The organism is Gynuella sunshinyii YC6258 (genome assembly GCF_000940805.1).
Lineage (GTDB): Bacteria > Pseudomonadota > Gammaproteobacteria > Pseudomonadales > Natronospirillaceae > Gynuella > Gynuella sunshinyii.
In genome coordinates, this window is the sequence record NZ_CP007142.1 from 733,668 (window position 1) to 754,199 (window position 20,532).

General features: G+C 43.9%; 14 protein-coding genes. 10 read left to right on the forward strand and 4 right to left on the reverse strand.

What is annotated here, in order from left to right; all coding sequences use genetic code 11:
• The first annotated feature begins 285 nt into the window (after window positions 1-285).
• The 10 genes from YC6258_RS03300 (at window position 286) to YC6258_RS03350 (ending at window position 14,021) form a co-directional block, all read left to right on the forward strand.
• A complete protein-coding gene (locus YC6258_RS03300) occupies window positions 286-1,260 on the forward strand; it encodes a glycosyltransferase family 2 protein (protein ID WP_044615787.1) in 975 nt (324 codons plus the stop codon).
• Window positions 1,247-2,122: a sulfotransferase domain-containing protein gene (locus YC6258_RS03305; protein ID WP_044615788.1), complete on the forward strand. Its 876-nt coding sequence runs from the start codon at window positions 1,247-1,249 to the stop codon at window positions 2,120-2,122. The genes YC6258_RS03300 and YC6258_RS03305 overlap by 14 nt, the downstream gene beginning before the upstream one ends.
• A 17-nt stretch (window positions 2,123-2,139) precedes the next feature.
• A complete protein-coding gene (locus YC6258_RS03310; RefSeq protein ID WP_082070541.1) occupies window positions 2,140-3,174 on the forward strand; it encodes a glycosyltransferase family 2 protein in 1,035 nt (344 codons plus the stop codon).
• Window positions 3,175-3,191: 17 nt separating this feature from the next.
• A complete protein-coding gene (locus tag YC6258_RS03315) occupies window positions 3,192-4,115 on the forward strand; it encodes a glycosyltransferase family 2 protein (protein WP_044615789.1) in 924 nt (307 codons plus the stop codon).
• Between the two features lie 13 nt (window positions 4,116-4,128).
• On the forward strand, window positions 4,129-5,370 hold the full coding sequence (locus tag YC6258_RS03320) for a glycosyltransferase family 4 protein (protein ID WP_044619689.1): 1,242 nt from the start codon (window positions 4,129-4,131) through the stop codon (window positions 5,368-5,370).
• Window positions 5,367-6,494 (forward strand): WecB/TagA/CpsF family glycosyltransferase, encoded by a 1,128-nt coding sequence (locus tag YC6258_RS03325; protein ID WP_044615790.1) that lies wholly within the window; start codon window positions 5,367-5,369, stop codon window positions 6,492-6,494. Before YC6258_RS03320 ends, YC6258_RS03325 begins: the two co-directional genes overlap by 4 nt.
• Before the next feature lie 504 nt (window positions 6,495-6,998).
• The gene (locus YC6258_RS03330; RefSeq protein ID WP_044615791.1) at window positions 6,999-8,900 is read left to right on the forward strand and encodes a hypothetical protein; all 1,902 of its coding nucleotides are present in this window, start codon (window positions 6,999-7,001) and stop codon (window positions 8,898-8,900) included.
• Window positions 8,901-9,765: 865 nt separating this feature from the next.
• The gene (locus YC6258_RS03335) at window positions 9,766-10,794 is read left to right on the forward strand and encodes a glycosyltransferase family 2 protein (RefSeq protein ID WP_044615792.1); all 1,029 of its coding nucleotides are present in this window, start codon (window positions 9,766-9,768) and stop codon (window positions 10,792-10,794) included.
• A gap of 405 nt (window positions 10,795-11,199) precedes the next feature.
• Window positions 11,200-12,546 (forward strand): oligosaccharide flippase family protein, encoded by a 1,347-nt coding sequence (locus YC6258_RS03345; RefSeq protein WP_044615794.1) that lies wholly within the window; start codon window positions 11,200-11,202, stop codon window positions 12,544-12,546.
• Window positions 12,547-12,677: 131 nt separating this feature from the next.
• Complete coding sequence (locus tag YC6258_RS03350; protein WP_044615795.1) at window positions 12,678-14,021, forward strand: O-antigen ligase family protein; 1,344 nt, start codon at window positions 12,678-12,680, stop codon at window positions 14,019-14,021.
• Between the two features lie 68 nt (window positions 14,022-14,089).
• Here YC6258_RS03350 and YC6258_RS03355 read toward each other — a convergent pair whose 3' ends face one another.
• The 4 genes from YC6258_RS03355 to moeB form a co-directional block, all read right to left on the reverse strand.
• The gene (locus YC6258_RS03355) at window positions 14,090-15,151 is read right to left on the reverse strand and encodes a glycosyltransferase 61 family protein (protein ID WP_144407543.1); all 1,062 of its coding nucleotides are present in this window, start codon (window positions 15,149-15,151) and stop codon (window positions 14,090-14,092) included.
• Window positions 15,152-15,248: 97 nt separating this feature from the next.
• A complete protein-coding gene (locus YC6258_RS03360; RefSeq protein WP_211264619.1) occupies window positions 15,249-15,644 on the reverse strand; it encodes an acyltransferase in 396 nt (131 codons plus the stop codon).
• Window positions 15,645-16,016: 372 nt separating this feature from the next.
• Window positions 16,017-19,019, reverse strand: a complete 3,003-nt coding sequence (locus YC6258_RS26965; RefSeq protein ID WP_052830028.1) for a putative bifunctional diguanylate cyclase/phosphodiesterase — start codon at window positions 19,017-19,019, stop codon at window positions 16,017-16,019.
• A gap of 195 nt (window positions 19,020-19,214) precedes the next feature.
• Window positions 19,215-20,333 (reverse strand): molybdopterin-synthase adenylyltransferase MoeB, encoded by a 1,119-nt coding sequence (moeB, locus tag YC6258_RS03370; protein ID WP_044615797.1) that lies wholly within the window; start codon window positions 20,331-20,333, stop codon window positions 19,215-19,217.
• Between the last annotated feature and the right edge of the window lie 199 nt (window positions 20,334-20,532).

Consider the following 20,532-nt stretch of genomic DNA (forward strand, 5'->3'; position numbering starts at 1 on the left):
CATGTCATCAAAAGAGCATGAGTCTTATTGCTTTTTAAGGTTTGAACTGTAAAAAAGTCTGACACTTTTGAGTCCAGGTTCTAATTACTTTGTTTTAATGCTCAAAGTCGACCGCTTTACTATCAGTCAATTCTTGTAAGTTAAATATGTTTTGCTTAATCTTGGAATTATTCATGAATGAAGGAAGGGCCTCTGGACTATGAGACCGGTATGGATTCAATTTTACGCAATACACCCAAGTCACCTGTTTAGTATTCTTAGTCATCATATAAACAGTTTTTTAAAATGACTGTGCTAGCAATTGTTATCGTTAATTACAAGACTCCGGCAATGGTCATAGATTGTCTGGAAACCTGTATGCCTGAGCTGGTTGATATCGACAGTAAAATTATTGTTGTTGATAACTGCTCGAAAGATAATTCCTGTGAAGAAATCCGACGTTGGATTGATAGCGAGCAGGTGCAGGGGCAGGTGGAGGTTGTTGCGTCACCGGTGAACGGTGGCTTCTCAGCAGGTAACAACGTTGGAATTAAGGCTGTTAGGGCAAAATATTACCTGCTCCTTAACAGTGATACCCTGGTAAGGAAAAATGCATTTAAAACCCTCTTGAGTGTTGCCGAACAAAATCCTCAAGCGGGGTTGTTCAGCCCCAGGCTTGAGTGGCCGGATGCGACTCCTCAGGAAAGTTGTTTTCGCTTTCACTCACCGGTTAGTGAGCTTATCAATGCCGCCTGCACGGGCATCGTGAGTCGATTGCTGAGAAATTTTGTTGTCGCCCATCCTGTCCGTATGGAGCCAGACTATTACCATTGGACCAGTTTTGCGTGTGTCCTGATCAGAGCTGAAGTACTGGAAAGTATAGGTCTGATGGACGAAGGTTACTTCATGTACTTTGAGGACTCAGAGTTTTGTTACCGGGCTGCTGCTGCTGGCTGGAAGGTCATGAATGTTCCCGATGCGCATGTGGTTCATCTACGGGGGGGCAGCTCTCCCGTTAAATCCCAGGCGCGTCTGAGAAAACGCCTGCCGCGTTATTTTTACGAATCCAGGGCGCGGTTTTTCTATCAGCTCTATGGTAAATCCGGATTGTTGGCTGCCAACGTTCTATGGATTTTTGGCACCCTTATTTCTCAGTCTCGCAGAATTATTCTGCCTCATAAACCAAGAAGCGTCATTGAAAAGCAGTGGCGCGATATCTGGGTTAATTTCAACAAGCCTCTCAAACCCTACATTCATCCGGATGACTATGACAAAACCTGATTTCATATTAATTGGGGCAATGAAAAGTGCCACCAGTACATTACATGCTCAGTTGGCCATGCAACCCGGCATTTTTATGTCTACGCCGAAAGAGCCTAATTATTTCAGTGATGATGAGCAGTATGCGCGCGGAGAGGCATGGTACGATGGTTTGTTTGAGTTGGCAGAGAACGGTGATCTATGTGGAGAGTCCAGTACACACTACACCAAGCTGCCGGATTATCCTCAGACCATTGAGAGGATGCAGAGGCGCCTGGTTGCACCCAAACTAATCTATGTCATACGACATCCGGTTGATCGTCTGGTTTCCCACTATATTCATCAGTGGTCACAGCGTGTGATCAGTTGTGACATTAACCAAGCGATTGATCAGTACCATGAGTTGATCGCTTATAGTTGTTATGCAAGGCAGTTACTACCTTATATAGAAGCTTATGGCCGGGAAAATATTCTGGTCACCTGTACGGAGGCGATCAAAGCGAGCCCCCAGTCAGAGCTTGAGCGGGTTGCCAGATTTATCGGTTATTCGAAGCCCGTCGTTTGGCATGACACGCTACCTTCGCAAAATGTCTCGCAGCAACGAATCAGACCATTTCCGGGGTACGGTTTGTTGGTCGAATCCCGGGTGATGACGTTCTTACGTCAGAAGCTGGTGCCTCAAAGTATACGGGATCGTGTCAAAAGTGGGCTGACTATGAAAGAGCGCCCGGTGATCGATGCTGTTCATATGAATAAGCTCGTTGAAACCTTTGATCGGGATCTTGAGGTCTTAGGGAGCTGGTTTGGGCGGCAGATCAAGTGCGACAACTTCAAACAGGTCGCTGTTTCTGAGCCACTGAAATTTTCGCATCAGCAATCTTAATTTGGAATAACACAATAATGACTGCCTTTGATACTGAACAATCCGATAGTGCTGATGCGGTAGAAATAATAAGCCAGGATTGCGGTGCCGTGGTTATCGGGCGTAACGAAGGGGACCGGCTCAGGCAATGTCTTAACAGTCTGATCAAACAGGTTACGGCGATTGTGTATGTTGACTCTGGGTCGACGGACAGCAGTGTCAAGATGGCTGAAAGTCTCGGAGTTTTGGTGGTTTCTCTGGATATGACAGTTCCATTTACTGCTGCCCGAGCCCGCAATGCTGGTGCGGCCAAGTTGCTGAAGATTTATCCTGATCTGCAGTTTATTCAGTTTATTGATGGTGACTGTGAGCTACGATCCGGCTGGATTCAGGCAGCAGCATCGTTTTTGGGTGAACACCCTGATTATGCGGTTGTATGTGGTCGGCGCCGGGAGCGTAATCCACAAAACAGCATTTATAACCTCCTGTGTGACATGGAATGGGATACTCCCATTGGTGACGCCAGTGCTTGTGGTGGCGATGCGCTCATTAGGACAAGTGCTTATCAGATTGTTAATGGCTACCGGGATGACTTGATTGCTGGCGAAGAGCCGGAAATGTGTCTGAGAATGCGGGAAAAAGGTTGGAAAATTAACCGTATTGATGCAGAGATGACTCTTCATGATGCAGCTATGACCCGTTTCGGGCAATGGTGGAAAAGAGCACAGCGGGCGGGATATGCCTATGCGGAAGGATTTTCCATACATGGGCGTAGCCTCGAAAAATACCGGCAAAAGGAAATTCGCAGTATTTTGGTCTGGGCGGTTTGTTTACCGCTGTCGTTTCTGTGTCTTGCGTTGATATCTCCTTGGATGCTGGTGTTGTTCTTGCTTTACCCTGTGCAGGTAATACGCCTTAGTGTTCGTTATCGTTTAAGAATTACAAGTGCAAAACAGGCGTTTTGGTATGCACTGTCCAATGTGGGTGGAAAATTTCCGCAACTAACAGGTATATGGCGTTATGTACTCAACCGGATTAAGGGACGCCGTGGTACTTTAATTGAATACAAATAATTGAATGGATTAAAACAATGTCGTATTTACTGGTTTCCCCCTGCCGAAATGAAGCAGATTACATGCGCATTACCCTGGACAGTGTTGTTGCCCAAACTGCCCAGCCGGATCTCTGGGTTATCGTTGATGACGGGTCTACCGATGAGACGCCGGTTATTTTGAAACAATATGCAGAAAAGCATTCTTTTATAAAGGTTATCACCCGTCAGGACCGTGGTCACAGGAGTGTAGGGCCAGGTGTGATAGAAGCGTTTTATCATGGCTATGATCAGATTGATGTCAGTCAGTTCGATTTTGTATGTAAGTTTGACTTGGATCTGGATCTGCCACCGCGTTATTTTGAAACTCTGATTGAGCGCATGAACGCTAACCCCCGAATTGGTACGTGCAGTGGAAAAGCATACTTTCGCGATCAGAAAACCGGTGAGCTGGTCAGTGAAAAATGTGGCGATGAAATGTCCGTCGGTATGACTAAATTTTATCGTCGCAGTTGTTTCGAAGAAATTGGTGGATTCGTCAGGCAGGTCATGTGGGATGGTATTGATTGCCACAAGTGCCGGCAGTTAGGCTGGATAGCCGTCAGTTGGGACGAGCCGGATCTCCGATTCATTCATTTGAGGCCTATGGGATCGAGCCAGAAAGGTATTTTTACTGGCAGGATGCGCCATGGTTTTGGGCAGTATTTTATGGGTACCGGCCTGTTGTACATGACGGCATCATCTGTTTTTAGATTATTTCACCCACCCTATCTGGTCGGTGGTTTGGCGATGTGGTGGGGATATGTGAAAAGCATGCTTCAGAAGCAACCCCGTTTTGCAGATAAAGAACTGGTACAGTTTATTCGCGAGTATCAGACTCAATGCCTGTTAAAAGGTAAGACTGCGGCGACCGAGGCGCTCAACCGTCAACAGGAAGTTGTATGGAAAACCACGCACTCTTGATTTGGAGCTATTCGTGAAGATCGCTTATCTTGCGCCAGAAATTCCCGCACTTTCTGCAACATTTGTTTACAATGAAATTCTATGTCTACAGCGTTTGGGAACAGAAGTTATACCATTTTCCATTCATCGACCCAAAGTCGAAGCTCAGGAGCCATCGGTAGAGAACCTGAAAGCAAACACACGCTACCTTTATGAACGAAGCAAATTCATAGTTGCAGGAAAGCACCTGAGGTTGATATTTGGTCACCCGAGAGCCTACTTTTCAGGTTTTGGCTGGCTTGTCAGAGATATGATTCAGTTGGGGTTAGTGAATCGGGGTGCCCTTGGCTTGGCTTATCGCTTTTTTTTTGCTGCAGCGTTGGCAGATGATTTAAGAAGAACGAAAGTACAGCACCTTCACGTTCACTTTGCTCACGTTCCGACAGATGTTGCCATGTATGCCTCTGTGTTGGCGGGTATTCGCTTTAGCGTGACAGCGCATGCAAACGATTTGTTTGAAAGGGGCTGGTTATTAAAAGAAAAAGTTCGGCGCTCCGCTTTTTTTGCGACTATTTCAGAGTTTAATGTTCGATTTCTTAGGAGCTTGGGAGCGGATGTCAGCCGTATCAATGTTATACGCTGTGGGGTTGACGATGATCAGTTTCCTGCAAACGTAGGTATCAACACTAAAAAACCTGATGCTCATCGTGTGGTTGGTGTGATTGGTCGCATGGTTGAAAAGAAAGGAATGGATCTATTGATCAAGGCTATCTACTTGCTGTGTCAAAGAAATATGGATGTTGAACTGCGAATTGCAGGGTCCGGCCCTCTTGAGCAAGAGTTACGAAATCTGGTTTACAAGCACCAACTAGAAAATCAGGTTAAGTTTCTGGGACCAATCGCCCACAATCAGGTCTCAGAATTTCTAACAAGCCTGGATTTATTTGTATTGCCGTGTCGTAAAGACAGCAATGGTGATATGGATGGTATCCCTGTTGTTCTAATGGAGGCTATGTTGTCGGGAATTCCAGTTGTATCGACCAGATTATCAGGGATTCCTGAGTTGGTTGTTGATCAGCAGAGTGGCTTATTGGTTGACCCAGAAGATGAGGCGTCTTTAGCGGATGCAATTGCAGCAATTCTACAGGATTTACCCATGTCGCAGCGATTGACACAAAATGCAATCTCTCTTATTCGCCAAGAATTTTCTCTGTCGGGTAATACAGAGAAACTCAACCGATTATTCTATCACTGTGTACAACAGCATTCGCTATGACTAATGAATCAATACACACTTTGTTAAGCCGGGATGTTTGGTGCATTCTTGGATTACCATTTGATGCTGTGACCTTAAATGACGCAGCAAATCATGTCAGAAACTCTATTGAGACTGGTGAGCGCTGTTTTATTTCTACTCCTAATCTCAACTTTGCTGTTACCGCTCAGTCAGATGAGGCGTTTTTTGAGTCGGTGGTACAGAGTGATATAAGTTTGGCCGATGGTATGCCTATTGTCTGGTTGGCGAAACTACTTGGCATTCCATTGCGGGAAAGGGTTGCCGGTTCCGATTTGTTCAGTCATCTGTCAGAGCAATCTAAATCCCCTAAAATTAAAGTGTTTTTCTTTGGCGGTCAGCCGGGTGTTGCTGCGATTGCCCATGAGAAACTTAATCAGCAGAGCAAGGGGATGGAAAGCTGTGGCTATATAGATCCCGGTTTTGTTTCTGTTGAGGAGATGAGTCGGCCTGACACGATTCAAGTCATTAATCAGTCCAATGCCGATTTTCTGGTGGTTGCTCTGGGTGCCAAAAAGGGGCAGCAATGGATACAGCACAACAAACATCAGTTTGAGGTGCCGGTATACAGCCATCTGGGTGCTGTCATTAACTTTGTTGCCGGACATGTTGAAAGAGCTCCAGGCGTCTGGCAGAAAGCTGGATTGGAGTGGCTATGGCGTATACGTCAAGAGCCAGCCCTTTGGCGTCGTTATTTGGGAGATGCTCTGCGGTTAATCAACCAGATGACCACGCGGGTACTTCCTCTGGTGGTATATAGTTATTGGTTAAAAAAGAGTGTGGGTGCTGAACTGTTGTCAGGGAAGGTAGTAACAGAGCAGGGGAATCCGGAAATTATCCGATTGTCTGGAGCAATGTGTCATCCCTATTTACAACCCTTGCAGCAAGCTCTTGTTGCCAACCTGCACAACACAGGTAGCGATATCAGTTTAGATATGGCTGGAGTAAGTTACATTGACGGTGCATGTATAGCGAAATTACTATTGTTCCAGGGCTTTCTAAAGCGATACGGAAGGGCTTTAATTTTTCGAAATACACCGAAAAGAGTATATCGGCTTTTGAAATACAGTGGAGTGACAGACCGGTTTGAAATTCTATCTGGTTAATATGATTACTAGTACGAAGTATGCCTGTATGTTGAGGTGGATATGTTGAAAGCAAGAGAGGTTGTGTTGCGAAGAAAAATATGCGTCAGGTTGGTTAATATTGTGTCAGAATCTGAGAATTCTTAACACGTAAGTTTGAGACATAGTTCTAATCTGCTCTTTAGTTACAATCAGTAACTTTTAAAATTGAGAAAAAAGCCCGTCCTGAAGGCGTTAACCTACCCAAAAGTCCATGTTGTTGCCAAAATGTATGCAGATAGCATTTGGTTAACTAGTTATATATCGAATTAGAATTAAAGGATCATAAGGTAATTCAAATATAAGTTTCATGAAGTAATGAAAAACCTCAGCTATTATTTTAAGGATCAAAGCAAAGTAGGCAGTACCGGTGTTGCTTTACATAATAGTTATCATGTTTTCATAAGATGTTCCAGAAAGACACTATATGTTGCCGGATTAGATTACTTATGTACCGTTTTTCTAAATCCTTTCAGGAGGAACTCAATGAAATCCATCCTTGGCCCTTCCAATATTTTTTTAATTCTCGTAAAAAAAATATCAATATTGTTTTTAGGTATTATCTTTACTTCATATGCTTATGCTGACAACTATAGTGTTGAATGGGAAAGTAAATTTAACCTTCCACCGCAGGACACAAATGGTTGGTCTATACTAAAACCGTCAGAAGATTCCCGTATTATCTATGTTTCCAATGAAGGAAATGATACGACTGCAGAAGTTTACAAATATCAAGATCTTACTGATCTGTACGGAAACTCTATTGATGTCTTTATCCCAACCTGGACCATCAAACCTTATGCTTCAATTGATGAAGCTTTAAAGCAGGTAAGAGATGGTTATCCTGACTATATTTTATTGAAGAGAGGGGATGTCTGGAATAGAACATCCGTCATAAAGTTTAAAGCGGGAAGTTCGGTAACTAATCGTTCCGTATTTGGCTATTATGGTAGTAATAAAGAAAGGCCTCTGATTAAGACAGGAAGCGCCGACGGTATTATCCTGAATAATGCACAATATTCTGCAATAATTGGTATTAAGTTCGTTGCCGATGCGAGAGATCCAAAAGGTGACCCCAATTTCGATTTTAGTTCAGCGTCAAACCCAAAAGGCTTTCAGGCTTTAAATTATGGCACGAATCTCGAAGGTCATATTCTAATCGAAGACTGCTGGTTTGATTGGTATGCGAACAACACTATTCAGGATATTAACACTGACTTGGGGCTGGTTAGTGATATTGTGCTTCGGAGAAACATAATTTCGAATAACTATGCGACATCCGGCCACTCTCAAGGTGTGTATGCTTACTACTCCTCAACATTATTGGAAGAAAACTTCTTTGACCATAACGGATGGTATCAACCGGGAGATGGAAGTACTCAGGGAGCGGGAGGGGCAACGATATTTAATCACAATACTTATTTTGCTGAGTCGAGAGAAACTATTTTCCGAAATAATATCTTTGCAAGAGCATCCAGTATTTCAAATAAATTTACCTCGAATACCACGGAAGGTACGAATCAGATTCTGGCTTGGGAAATTTTGCTTGATAATAATCTTTATCTCCAAGGTGAGGTTGGTGTCAGTCTGGGTGGAAATAAAGATCAGAATAATGGCCCACGTTGGGAAGATATTCGTGTTGTCAAAAATGTTTTTATGAATATTGGTGAAACCCAGCCCACGGGTCGCAACATTGCCTGGGGACTCGGGGTAGATGACTGGAAGAGTGGGTTGGTCGCCGACAATATTTTTACGAATTGGGGTAGCGTGACACTGAATAATGTCTATGCGATAAGCTCCTCAGGGCATACTACAAATGTTGAGTTTGCCAGAAATATTGTTGAGGGGCTTATCAGTTCAAAGCCGTTGGTAACATTTAACGATGCTACTCAAAGTGGTATTTACTTTCATGACAATGAAATTCGTGCTACCACGACCGAAAATGTTTACAAGAGTGGCAGGATTATGAAGTATGCTATAAGTAATCAAAATAAATTTTCCAATAACTACTATGTCTCTGATGCTGATCAATCAGAGTGGTTTGTGGGACAAGATGATGGCTTTATGAGTTTTTCAGAATATCTTGAAGCATCTGGAGAAGTCGAAGCTAAAATGGAATCCAGTAGTAATTTTGATCCAAACAGAACTATTGGTACTTATCTTACACAGCTAAAGCAAGATGCTTCCAAAACAGATGAAGTATCGAAGCTGGTTGAATTAATGAAAAATCAGTCAAAGTTTAACTGGAATCAGTATTTGAGCGCTGTAAAGATCAACCAGTACATACGGAACGGATACTGTAAGGATGGTGCTGATCTATGCGATGATGCCAAGCTTTTTCTGTATAACCCATCAAGCCCGGGTAATGTTTCTGTTCAGCCAAAATGACTCAACAATTGTTAGTCAGACTAGGTATTGTTAACGCGTAGAAGTGTTTGCATGTATGTCTGCATCAGCTTCGCCCTCTAGTCTTGGGAAACTCCAAGATGACCTGGGGCGAAGCTTTTCTTATGCACTTTTAAGAACTACTAACTACCTGTAATCGAATAAGATGTGATGAATTCATTCGGGATTTTTTATGTTGAGCTAACAGTTTGTGCAGTGAAGGAAGAGATAGGGCTGTATATTTTCTTTCCAAAGCAATGTGGCTAGTGTTCACATATATGCGACGCTGCATGCCAGACCTTCTTTATCTTAAATTGAATCAGATGGCTTGTTTTCTTGAGGACAGTTAAAATATGGCTTCCAGGTGATTCAGGTTGACGGATCTTACTTTTGCAGGAAAAAGTTATTAATAAAACTTTGTTCTATGTTTGCCAGGAATGTTGGAATGTCTATCAAAAGTCACACTCATCATATGAGCGAATAGGTGTACTATTAACCTGGCTACTAAATAGATCGTCCTGATCTGTTTAATTGTCGCCCCGAAAAATCTGGCGGTGTTGCGCGAAACCCCGAATTATCAGACTGCTTGATTTATCGGGGCTCGCATTGGCTGAGGCCAATGGTGTGGTCCGACATCCCGGTGCATCCCTGCATCACACTGTTAATCCGACTTGTGTACTTGCCGGGTCAATAGAAACCAATTGCTTGCATCGAATTTGCTGAAAATTTATGGTTAGTATGTGCCCTGATTGGCTATGTTCCGCAGATAACTAACAATAATCCATTGTTTAGAAAATCTCTTGTCACTTGAATTGAATGTTGTTTTGGATAGCTGCACTCGGTAAACCTAATATGAGAAGGATGTAAAATGAACATTTCAATTGGTATTTTTGCACACAATGAAGAGCAAAACATAGAAAAGTTGATTCACTACCTTTCTGTGCAGACGATAGTCAACAATACCGAACACAACATGCATGTTTTCGTATTGGCTAATGGCTGCAGTGATTTTACAGTGGACTTTGCAAAGAGAAAAATATCATCGCTCCCAAAAAATGTGCAGGATAAGTTTCAGGTGGTGGATATTGAATTGAGTGGAAAATCGCGATGCTGGAATTATTTTGTACACAATATCCTTAAAAGTGATGTCGATGTAGTTTATTTCATGGATGCAGACATTCTGTTGCCTGAGACTGATACCCTTAACAAGATGTTGGACTTTTTAACCTCTGAGAATCAGTTGAAAGTGGTTGTCAGTAAACCTGTAAAAGATCTTGATATTAAGAACGAAAAGTTGAGCTTCACAGAAAAGCTGATTAAGTATTCTGGTGGTAATCTCACCAACTATAAAAAATCAGTCTGTGGACAATTATATCTGACAAAATATGAGCTTGTCCGGCACATCTGGTTACCGATAGGTCTCCCTGTTGAAGATGGCTTCCTTCGGGCAATGTTTTTGACAGATTTATTAACAAAAGAGGAGCATTTGGAAATCATTGACGGGCGGGATGATATATACCATGTTTATATGTCCATTCGCGGAATCGGCGAACTCATATCTCATCAGACAAGAATCATGATAGGCACGGCCATTAATGAGCTGATATTTAATACTATTCGCACACAACCAGATAGCATGGAATCCCGTACGTCATATCTGGCGAATATATCAACATCAGAAACATGGCTAAAGGACTTGATCAGGGAAAATTTACCAAAATGGCCTTATGGCTATATTGCTTTCAAGCACGTTACAAAACGTCTGCGGAATGCCAAGACACAAAAAATGACGCCCAAACGGGCTTTGATTACTGGCCTTGGGTTGTTATTTGATGCTCTTGTATATGTTAATGCAAGCTTAAAAATGCTCAGTGGGAAAGGAGCTGGTCATTGGTGAGCATCTCTTTCAAGTTTCTTGAATGAACCAATTCCGGTTAGTATGGATGTATGGTATTTGCACAGCCGATCATTTATCTGGAGACCAGTTCAGCACAAGTATTCAGTCTGGTCATTTCAGTTGAGCGAAATGTAAATGGTTCTGTTAGATCGGCATTGGATCTTAATCAAGCGATTACATTCCCCACAGATTTCCCAGTAGATTTTGTATTTCAGTTATCATTTAAAGGTTTTGATGATTGACATTTTTTTCTTTTGATGGTTGAAGTTGATGAGGCTCTCCTAGAGCTCTCTGGTTCAAATAATATTTGCTTCTCATGATCTGTAAGATAAGTCGCGAAGCGATTGTTGCTAACCTCACCGACACAGATAAACTACTGGCTGAGAACAGTCAGGGAGATCTCTTTTGAATTTTAAGAACAAGACAGTTTTGTCTACTTTTATTGTGATGGCTGGTTTTGCATCAGGACAAATTATACGCTTTGGTGGCAATCTCATTACCACCCGATTTCTTGCACCTGATTTATTTGGTGTAATGGCTATTGCAAATGCGGTCGTATATATCGTACTGCTATTCTCGGATATGGGGTTTGGACTCAGTATTATACGCAGTGAAAGGGGGGAAGAACCGAGATTTTTAAAAACTGTCTTCAGCTTCAAAGTTCTTCAGGGAATAGCTTTATCGGTATTTGTATATGTAGCTGCTCTATGTATTTGGGGAGCGGATCAGTTTTCTTTGTTTCCGCCAGAGTCAACATTTGGGAATAAGGACTTACCATTAGCTCTAATAATTGTTGCCTTATGCCCCATTATTGGTGGTTTTAAATCGATACAGATGGATCTGCATATTCGCCATCAGAAGATTGGCAGACAAACAATCATTGAATTGACTTCTCAAATACTCGCTCTGCTCTTTATCATTGGATATGCACAATTCAGTAGCAGTATTTTTACTCTAGCGTTTTCAAATGTCGTCGCGGCAGCATGTACCATGATACTCAGTTATGTACTTTTCGATCGCAGCATTTTTGGATTTGCATGGGATAAAGAAACCATTAAAGAGGTTTTGTTCTTTGGGAAGTGGATTCAAGCCTCATCCGCCATTGTTGGGTTATTAAATCATGTTGATAAGATATTTTTTGGATATCTGATGACAACTACGCAAATGGGGATATATTCCATAGCCTCCCTGATGTTTGCTGCTATGGGAAATATTTTTAATCGGATGAATGTCACCTTGTTGCCGGCGATCAGTAAAGTTGTACGTGAAAAGCCGCAAAATTTATCGAAGGTATACTACAAAATAAAATTCTATCGGGATCTGATCATTGCTATCCCAGCGAGCATTATTATTGCCAATGGCGATATCGTTGTCAGTCTGATTTATGACGAACGATATCATCAGGCAGGATATTTTCTGCAAATTATGTCCATTGCTCATTTGATTGAATGCTTGTTGTTCAAGGAGCAGGTGATTACTGCTTTAGGGGCCAGTAAAGTACATTTTCAAATGTCATTGTGGCGGTTTGCGGGTGTCATTATCCTGATTCCTCTGTGTTATCATTTTTTTGGTACGACCGGTATCATCCTTGCGTTTTCCTGTCGTCGTCTATTCGGCTCCTGGATTCTTTATCGTATTTTTATTGATAGAGGTATTTTGAACTGGTTTAAAGAGTTAAGAGTATTTGCAGTCATTGCTTTTGGCCTTGGAATTGGTTATTTGATTAGGATGTTATTAACTTCAATTATTTGAGCAAGTGACTACTTCTTCAATTATAACTCCTGAATGATTGTGTGGTGAACAGGCTTAGATAACTTTTTTCCTTATCTATGAGTCAAGCAGTGCTACACTGAACGCTAAAATATTAAAAGGGCAATGTATTTATGCCTAATTTGTTTGCCTATATCGTATTGTTTTCCTGGCCGTTGTGGGCATTGCTCATTGCTAAAAAAGTAAATAATAGTCAGGCAGCGATTTTGTTGCTACTGATACCATATTTGCTATTACCGTTGAAAACAGAGTTTTCACTACCTTTGGTGAGTCTCAATAAAGAAACGCTGCCATCACTGGTTGCTTTCTTGCTGTTGTTTAGAAGACAACAGAATTTTAAGTTTTTACCTGAAACCATAACCGCTCGTATAATTGTGATCCTGCTATACCTGTCACCAATATTAACCACACTGACAAATGGGGATACACTTGTTTATGGGCCAAAAATAAAATCCGGTATCCCGATCGAAAATACCATCGGTATGCTGGTTGATGTTTTCATTACCCTCATTCCTTTTATTCTGGGTTTGAATTTTGTAAACAATGAACAGGCACAAAAAGATTTTCTGAAATATCTGGTGATTGCAGGTCTGATTTATTCTTTACCCATCTTATGGGAAATTAAAATGAGCCCCAGGCTTCACTCTCAAATATATGGTATTTTTCCTCATGATTGGCGCCAGCAGCTTCGGCAGGGTGGATTTCGCCCGGTGGTATTCCTTGGACACGGTCTTTATATCGCAGTTTTCATGAGCTTAGCTACAACAGCGGCACTTGTTTTGTGGAAGGCAAAAATCAAACCTTTGCAGCGCAATGGGTTATTGATTGCAATGTTTCTAGTAGGTGTGGTTGTTTTAAGTAAATCGTTAAGTGCCGTTATATATGTGCTGCTGATGATTGGAGCAGTCATGTTTCTCAGTTATCGGAAAAAAGCACAAGTAGCTGCCGCAATAGCTCTGTTTGTTTTTGTATTTCCGATGTTGCGCAGCCTTGATCTTATTCCGACAACTCAAATAGTAAATGGTATTGCTCATTACAGTGAGGACCGGGCTGGAAGTCTTGAGTATCGTTTTGATAACGAAGATATGCTGTTGGCAAAGGCAAACCAGAGACCGCTGTTTGGTTGGGGGAGTTATGGTCGAAACCGAGTGTTTGATCCTTATACGGGTGAGGATATCAGCACAACGGATGGTGTCTGGATTCTTTGGTTCGGTAAACAGGGCTGGGTTGGTTATCTGGCTTTCTTCGGTTTACTTTGTTATCCCATTTTTTCGGTTTATGGATTGATAAGACGTAATCAACGCGTATCGGTATTGAGTGTAGGTCTATGTTTGACGCTTTCTGTAAACCTGCTGGACTTGATACCCAATTCATCGATCAGTCATCTGACATTACTCATGGCTGGTGCATTAATGGGATATGTCGAAAACAAGAAATTACGCCCCTCTTCCGAGTAGTAACCGTTGCTTTATTTCAAAGCTTGGTCATCGCAAAGAAAAGAAGTATAAGGCGAGAGAGATCTTTTTCAGATCATAACTCGCCAGACAAAGGTAAGTATTTCCTTGGTTATTTGAAGCCTCCTCACTTTTATAAGCGAGTATAAATAGTTCTCCGCGGCCTCTGGATAGAGGCCTAGTTGGTCAATAGCCTGTCGAATACTCTCTGGGCATGCTTCGAAGCTGGTTAATGAATGCTTTAAGAAGGCCTGGTTAAAGTTATAGGCCTGTGCAACTTGCCCTGGTTCAAGTCGTCCCCTGACGCCTATCCATTCAGCGCCAATCTGATCAGCCATGCCACGATAGTAGTTGGTCATGTGTCCGGGGGAGAATATTTCAAGAAACTTCAACCCGGTTTTTGAGGCTGGTCGATATAACATAGGGCCTATAGCTGCACCATGTATGGCCGCAATGGCTTCTGCATGAATGAAGATCTGCAACTGTTGTGCAACTGTCAGATCCTCGGGATAGATCTTTTGATAACCGTATTGTCCCAACAGTTGTTCAATTTCTGCTTCGTTGCGTATATTTCTACTGTCCCGTCGAGAAAGAAAAACCCTGCGAGGCAGATCATAGGCGGTTTGTTCAAGTTTTTTCCAGGGGCTGGATGGTAATATAAATTGCTGAATCCATGAGATAGCAGGCGTTCTTAAGCAATCGAAAGGATTTTGGTTGAACTCCACAAGCCGTGCTTCAATGTCGGCATCCGAAAACATTGTCGGAAGTTCAAACATAGCAAATACATTTTTTATGTACGTGGGAGTTCTTTCACTTAACACAAATACGGGCTTTTCCTTGAGCTCATGTTGTCTGATCTGGTCCAGAACAAAAAACGCAAAGGGAATATGAAAGTTAAGAGTATGTGCCCAATTTGCCGGTGTATTCTTGCGAAAATCTATAACGATTTTATCATCTATCCAGATGTTCTTGAGTCTCTTCAATATTCGATTGAATGAGCGCCTTTTGCGGGTAATATCCCTGGATTCAGAAACTGAAAAATGACCCGTATATCGTATGGTAATTTCACCTTCCGGCATGAAATATTCTGGAAGCACGATATGTTCGACGGTAGGGGTAAAGCGGTCAATCAAGTAAGATTTTGCGGTTATGAGCTTTTTTTCAGTTGCTCTATATCCTTTGATTTGAATGTTTCAATCCATAGTTTCCTTCTAAGATATGCTCTCAAACTTATCTCTCTTCTCCAAAGAAATATTTGACTCTCGCTGCGGTCAGGCAAGGTTCTAACTTTGGATCGAAACTTCCCTGGCGTTGATAAATAATATCGGCCCATGGGAGTTCAGAGGTTTCTTTTTCCATTTTTGCCACGAGATCATCCACCTTACCGATGACTCTTGCAGGCACACCGGCAACGATATCCCCTTTACTGACGTTTTTTGTAACCACGGCTTCCACAGCAACCAATGCGTTTAGGCCGATTTCAATGCCCGGCATTATGATTGCGTTAATACCGATGAATACATTGTCTTTAATATCGATCTTACCGATAGCATCCAGTTTTTTATTATATGCCTTGTTAAGTACCGCTACTGCTCCATTGTGACCAGCTAGAGTGCGGGAAGACAAACATACATTATTACCGATTCTGGTGTACTTTGGATTTAAAATGCGTACATCCCTGTTGATCAGACAATCCTATCCGATCGCGTGCAGGCGACCAAACTTTTTGAGATAGCGGGTATATTCGGCATTTCCGGGCTTGCATACCTTCAAGTACAGTGATTGAAACATACCGGTTTTAAAACAGATAGAGCGTAATAAGCTTTTAATCATAGCTGTTCTTCGAACACCGGTCTTCAGCAGGAATAGGATCTTTCGGGTACATTATAAATGTTCGGATAAGAAAGATATTCAAATATGAACATGAGTCAGTGAGTTACCTGACTGGCCCTTACATCATAAGGATATTGCTTTAATAATGCTCCGAAGTCCAGATAGTTAGCGAGTATGATAATCTTGTTGCTGCTTCGCAAAACGATAAACATCAAGTTCGCTCGACAGTACTGGCCTGCCAAACAAATACCCTTGTAATAAACTGCATTTCTGCTGAATCAGAATATCCTGTTGTGCTCTGGTTTCTACACCTTCAGCGGTGGTTTTTATGCCAAGGTTTTCACACATGCTTGTGATAGCGCCGATCATGGCTCTGGCGTCCTGAGTCTGGTGCAAATCGGAAATAAAGCTTTGGTCGATCTTGATCTTGTCAAATTTAAACATCCGCAAATAGCTCAGGCTGGAGTAGCCGGTGCCGAAATCATCCATTGATATGCTCACCCCAAGGGAGTGGATGGATTCGAGGGTGGCCAGGGTGGATTCGGTGTTGTGCAGCAATACGCCTTCGGTAATTTCCAGTTCCAGCCGGTTAGCAGACATTGATGCATCCAGCAGTGCGGTGTTGAGGTCCTGAATGAGATCCCGGTGTTTGAATTGTACAGGAGAGACATTGACGGCAACCCAGAGGTGATCTGGCCAGTTCCTGGCTTCCTGGCAAGCCTGCCGCAGTACCCAGGCCCCGATGTCACAAATCTGGCCGCTGGCCTCGGCGACGGGTATGAATTCAGATGGGGGAACCCACCCCCGCTGTGGGTGGTGCCACCTTAACAGTGCTTCAAATCCTGCGATTTCCAGGGTCTCGCTGTTAATGACCGGTTGGTAGGCCAGTTGCATTTGTCCTTTTTCGATTGCGGATCGTAAGTCCAGTTCCAACTCCCGGCGAGCCTTCATCAGAGCATCCATTTCAGATTCAAAGAAGCAGTAGGTATTCCGCCCATCCTGTTTAGCTCGATAGAGTGCCAGATCTGCGTTTTTAAACAGCTGGTCCTGGTCATTGCCGTCTTCCGGTATGACGCTGATACCGATTGAAACCCCCACCAGAATGGATTGCTGATTCAGGCGGTATAGTTGCCCAAGCTGGTGAATAATTTTTGAGGCGGTTTGTTGAGCATCTTCGCGGGACGGGTTATCAGTCAGCATCACTGCAAATTCATCTCCCCCCAGACGAGCAATCAGGTCGTGGTCATTAATGCATTGTTGAAGCCTGTTGGCTGCTTCAATTAACAGTAGGTCTCCCACCGAATGACCCAGAGTATCGTTCACCGCTTTGAAATGATCGAGATCGAGATATAACAGTGCCATTCGTTGATTGTCATGGGCACGGCTCAGTGTATCGATAACGTTTTCCCGAAATAATACTCGGTTCGGCAGACCGGTTAAGGCATCGTGATGAGCCATGTGACTGATTTTGGCCTGCTGACTTAGCCGCTCGGTGACGTCCTCATGGATTAGCATCGTGCCGCCATCGGGGGTTTTGATGGTAGTGATATTCAGTATCCGTCCGTCGGCCAGATTTACGGATTGTGGCTTGGTACCGGCCATAATTGGGTCAAAGATGTGAGGATTGTCGTCCGTAGCCGCCTCAATGCGAACGCCTCGTTTCCGGACATATCGGACAACATCCGGCCACAGTGTGTCGGGTTGAATCAATTGTTCAGGAAGATGATAAAACGATATGAACTGGCGATTGGCCAGCAGTATGCGTTCTTCCTGGTCACACAAGCATAGACCGTAAGGTGCATTTTCCAGGATGATCATCATGCGTTGATTTTGCAGCTGGATCTGACTGCGCGATTCTTCCAGCAGATGTTCCCGGGCAACAAACAGGTTTTGCATCAGCTGATCAAAAGTCTGTGCCAACATACCCAGTTCATCGCTGGACTGGGTCAGTTTTTCCGGAACCGGTTGTGGCTGTGTTTCCAGTTCGATCAAACTTGTGGTGTAACCCGTCAGAAGCTCGATTCGGCGGCTAAGATTTCGACCAAATAGCAAAAGGGTCAGTAGCGCCAATGACGATACAAAAATAGTCAGAAATCCCAGTACCAGATAGGCCTGATAAGTCGCCAGATCCATGGCTGCCTGAGCCTGGGAGTTAATCTTGGCTGCACGAACAGTGACACCGTCAAGGACCTCCCGCAGCTCGTTGATGGAAGTCTGCAGGTGGTCGTTGAGTTGGTTCAGATCCTCATTGACCTGAGTTATTTGCGCATACGTTTCCGTTAATCCCCCGTTTCCGGATAAACCGGTATTGATGGCTCTGGTGAGCGTAGATAGATGTTCAGCTTCGTCCTGTTTCTGCGCTATCTGCAGTCGTGTAAAGGTCCGACTCATTGATGTTCTTATAAGAGTTACCAGCGACATCTGCTTTTCCAGAGATTGTTGCAACAGTATCCCGGCGTGAGGCCGGTTTAATGAGTCTCTCAGACGGTCGGCGAGATCTCTGAGGTGGTAGAGCCCGCGCAGTGTTGGCCAGACATCAAACATGACTTCATTGAGTGTACGCCTGATTTCTGTATCGCTCAGGTTGTTGATGTCGGGAATACGGTGTGTGCCCACATAGCCGTCAAATTGTCGGATCAGGCTGTCCAGTAGATTGATCAGCTCCTGTACGTCGGTCGTTACCTGCTGCTGTTGGGTATAGTAATCCTGCCGCAGGCTCATCAGCAGTGTGCAGCTTTGCTGCATTTGCTGGTGGGTCTTAAACAATGTTTCTCTGGCGGAATGGATCTGTACAGACAACTGGTCAAAGTGGTTTTTGAGAGCCTGTTCATACAGGGCATCAAGCACTGCATAGGCTTTGTTCGGTTCGTTGATGACAGGAAATAGTGCCTGGTTGCCATGGATTTCAATAGTCATATCCAGATGACAAACGGATACCAGCCCCTGAAGCGTCTCAATCAGGTACTGGCTGGCGTCAGACGCTTCCAACACTGAGGCATGAAGAGGGCCGGTCAGTTTGGTTGTGGCCACTCCCTGGCGGATGCTGAGCAAGTAACTCATGCTGATGCTGCCCGGCACAACAATCAACGCCATTAAGACAATGCCAATGGTGATCAGCTTATATCGTATTCGATTTTTGATGCTGTCAATCAATGATATAGCCGACATGAGTGGTGACTAAGCCTCTGATCAGGTATACGCCCATCAGGACATTCCCTTTATCAATGATAATTCAACGTTCCACCCCGATCGATTGCCAAGTCAGGCTTTCAGAGTTACCGGTATTTTTGGATATGCTGCATACAAACAATTACGTTTGAGTATAGACCAGGGAAACCGAGGTGCAATGTTGTGCCTAATGCATTAGTAACGCGTCAGGCATGGATCAATCTGGTCTATCCAGGCCAGTATTCCACCCTCCAGGCTATAAACCTGCGAGCACCCGGCAGCTTGAAGCTGACGCGTTGCGGTTGCGGAACGACCGCCGCTTTTACAGATGCATACGATCATCCGGTCGCCGACCAATTCATTGTGGTGATGGATCAGCGTAGCAAGGGGAATGGAGCGACTGTTGTTGATTTGACAGATTTCCCGTTCGTATGGCTCTCGCACATCGATCAGTTGAATATCAGGATTGTTTTTTAATTGGGTTTTGAGTTCAGTCGCCGTTATCAGCGAGACTGCCGGCTGCATCCCGCAAAAGGCCTCATAATCTATCAACTCGGTTATGACGGGCTGGTCACCACATATCGGACACTGAGGATCCCGGCTGAGGGTGAGTTCGTCAAAGCGCATATCCAGAGCATGGTATTGTAATAAGCGTCCGCTCAGCGTCTGGCCGATTCCGGTTATCAGTTTGATGGCTTCGGTCGTTTGTATCGTTGCAATCATGGCTGGTAAGACTCCCAGTACGCCGGCCTCGGCACAGGATGGCACCTGCCCCGGAGCCGGTGGTTCAGGAAACAGGCATCGATAACAAGGACCATCAGCGTGATGAAAAACGCTCGCCTGCCCCTCAAACTGATAGATGCTGCCGTAAACGTAGGGTTTATCCAGCAGTACACAGGCATCATTGACCAGATAACGAGTCGGGAAATTATCGGATCCATCGACAACCAGATCATAGTCTGCAATCAGTGTCATTGCGTTGTGACGGTTAAGGGCAATGTGGTGGGAATGGACCGTAATGTGAGGATTCAGTTGCTGCAAATGAACGGCGGCCTGATTTGCCTTGGATTGCCCAATATCCGCGGTTGTGAACAGCACTTGCCGTTGCAGGTTGCTATCTTCAACCACATCCGCATCGACAATGCCGATGATCCCGACGCCCGCTGCTGCAAGATATAAACCGGCAGGTGATCCCAGCCCCCCCGCGCCTACCAGCAGCACCCGGGCATTTTTGAGTCGGCGCTGACCCTCCAGACCGAATTCAGAGAGAGTCAGGTGGCGGCTATACCGGCTGAGTTCCTGTGCTGTAAACATGCGATGATCCTGCAGAGCTAAAAGAGACTGGACATACAGTGCTGCAGTTTAAACGAACGGCCGTTGACGACACATCCCCTCAGACTGTTTCTTGCCGGCATGTTTTAATCCGTAAGAAGGGAATGACCGTCAGGGAAGGTGGTCATGCAGTAAAATGCAGGAGCAATTTTCTGCCCATCCATCCCTGGATATAAAAAAG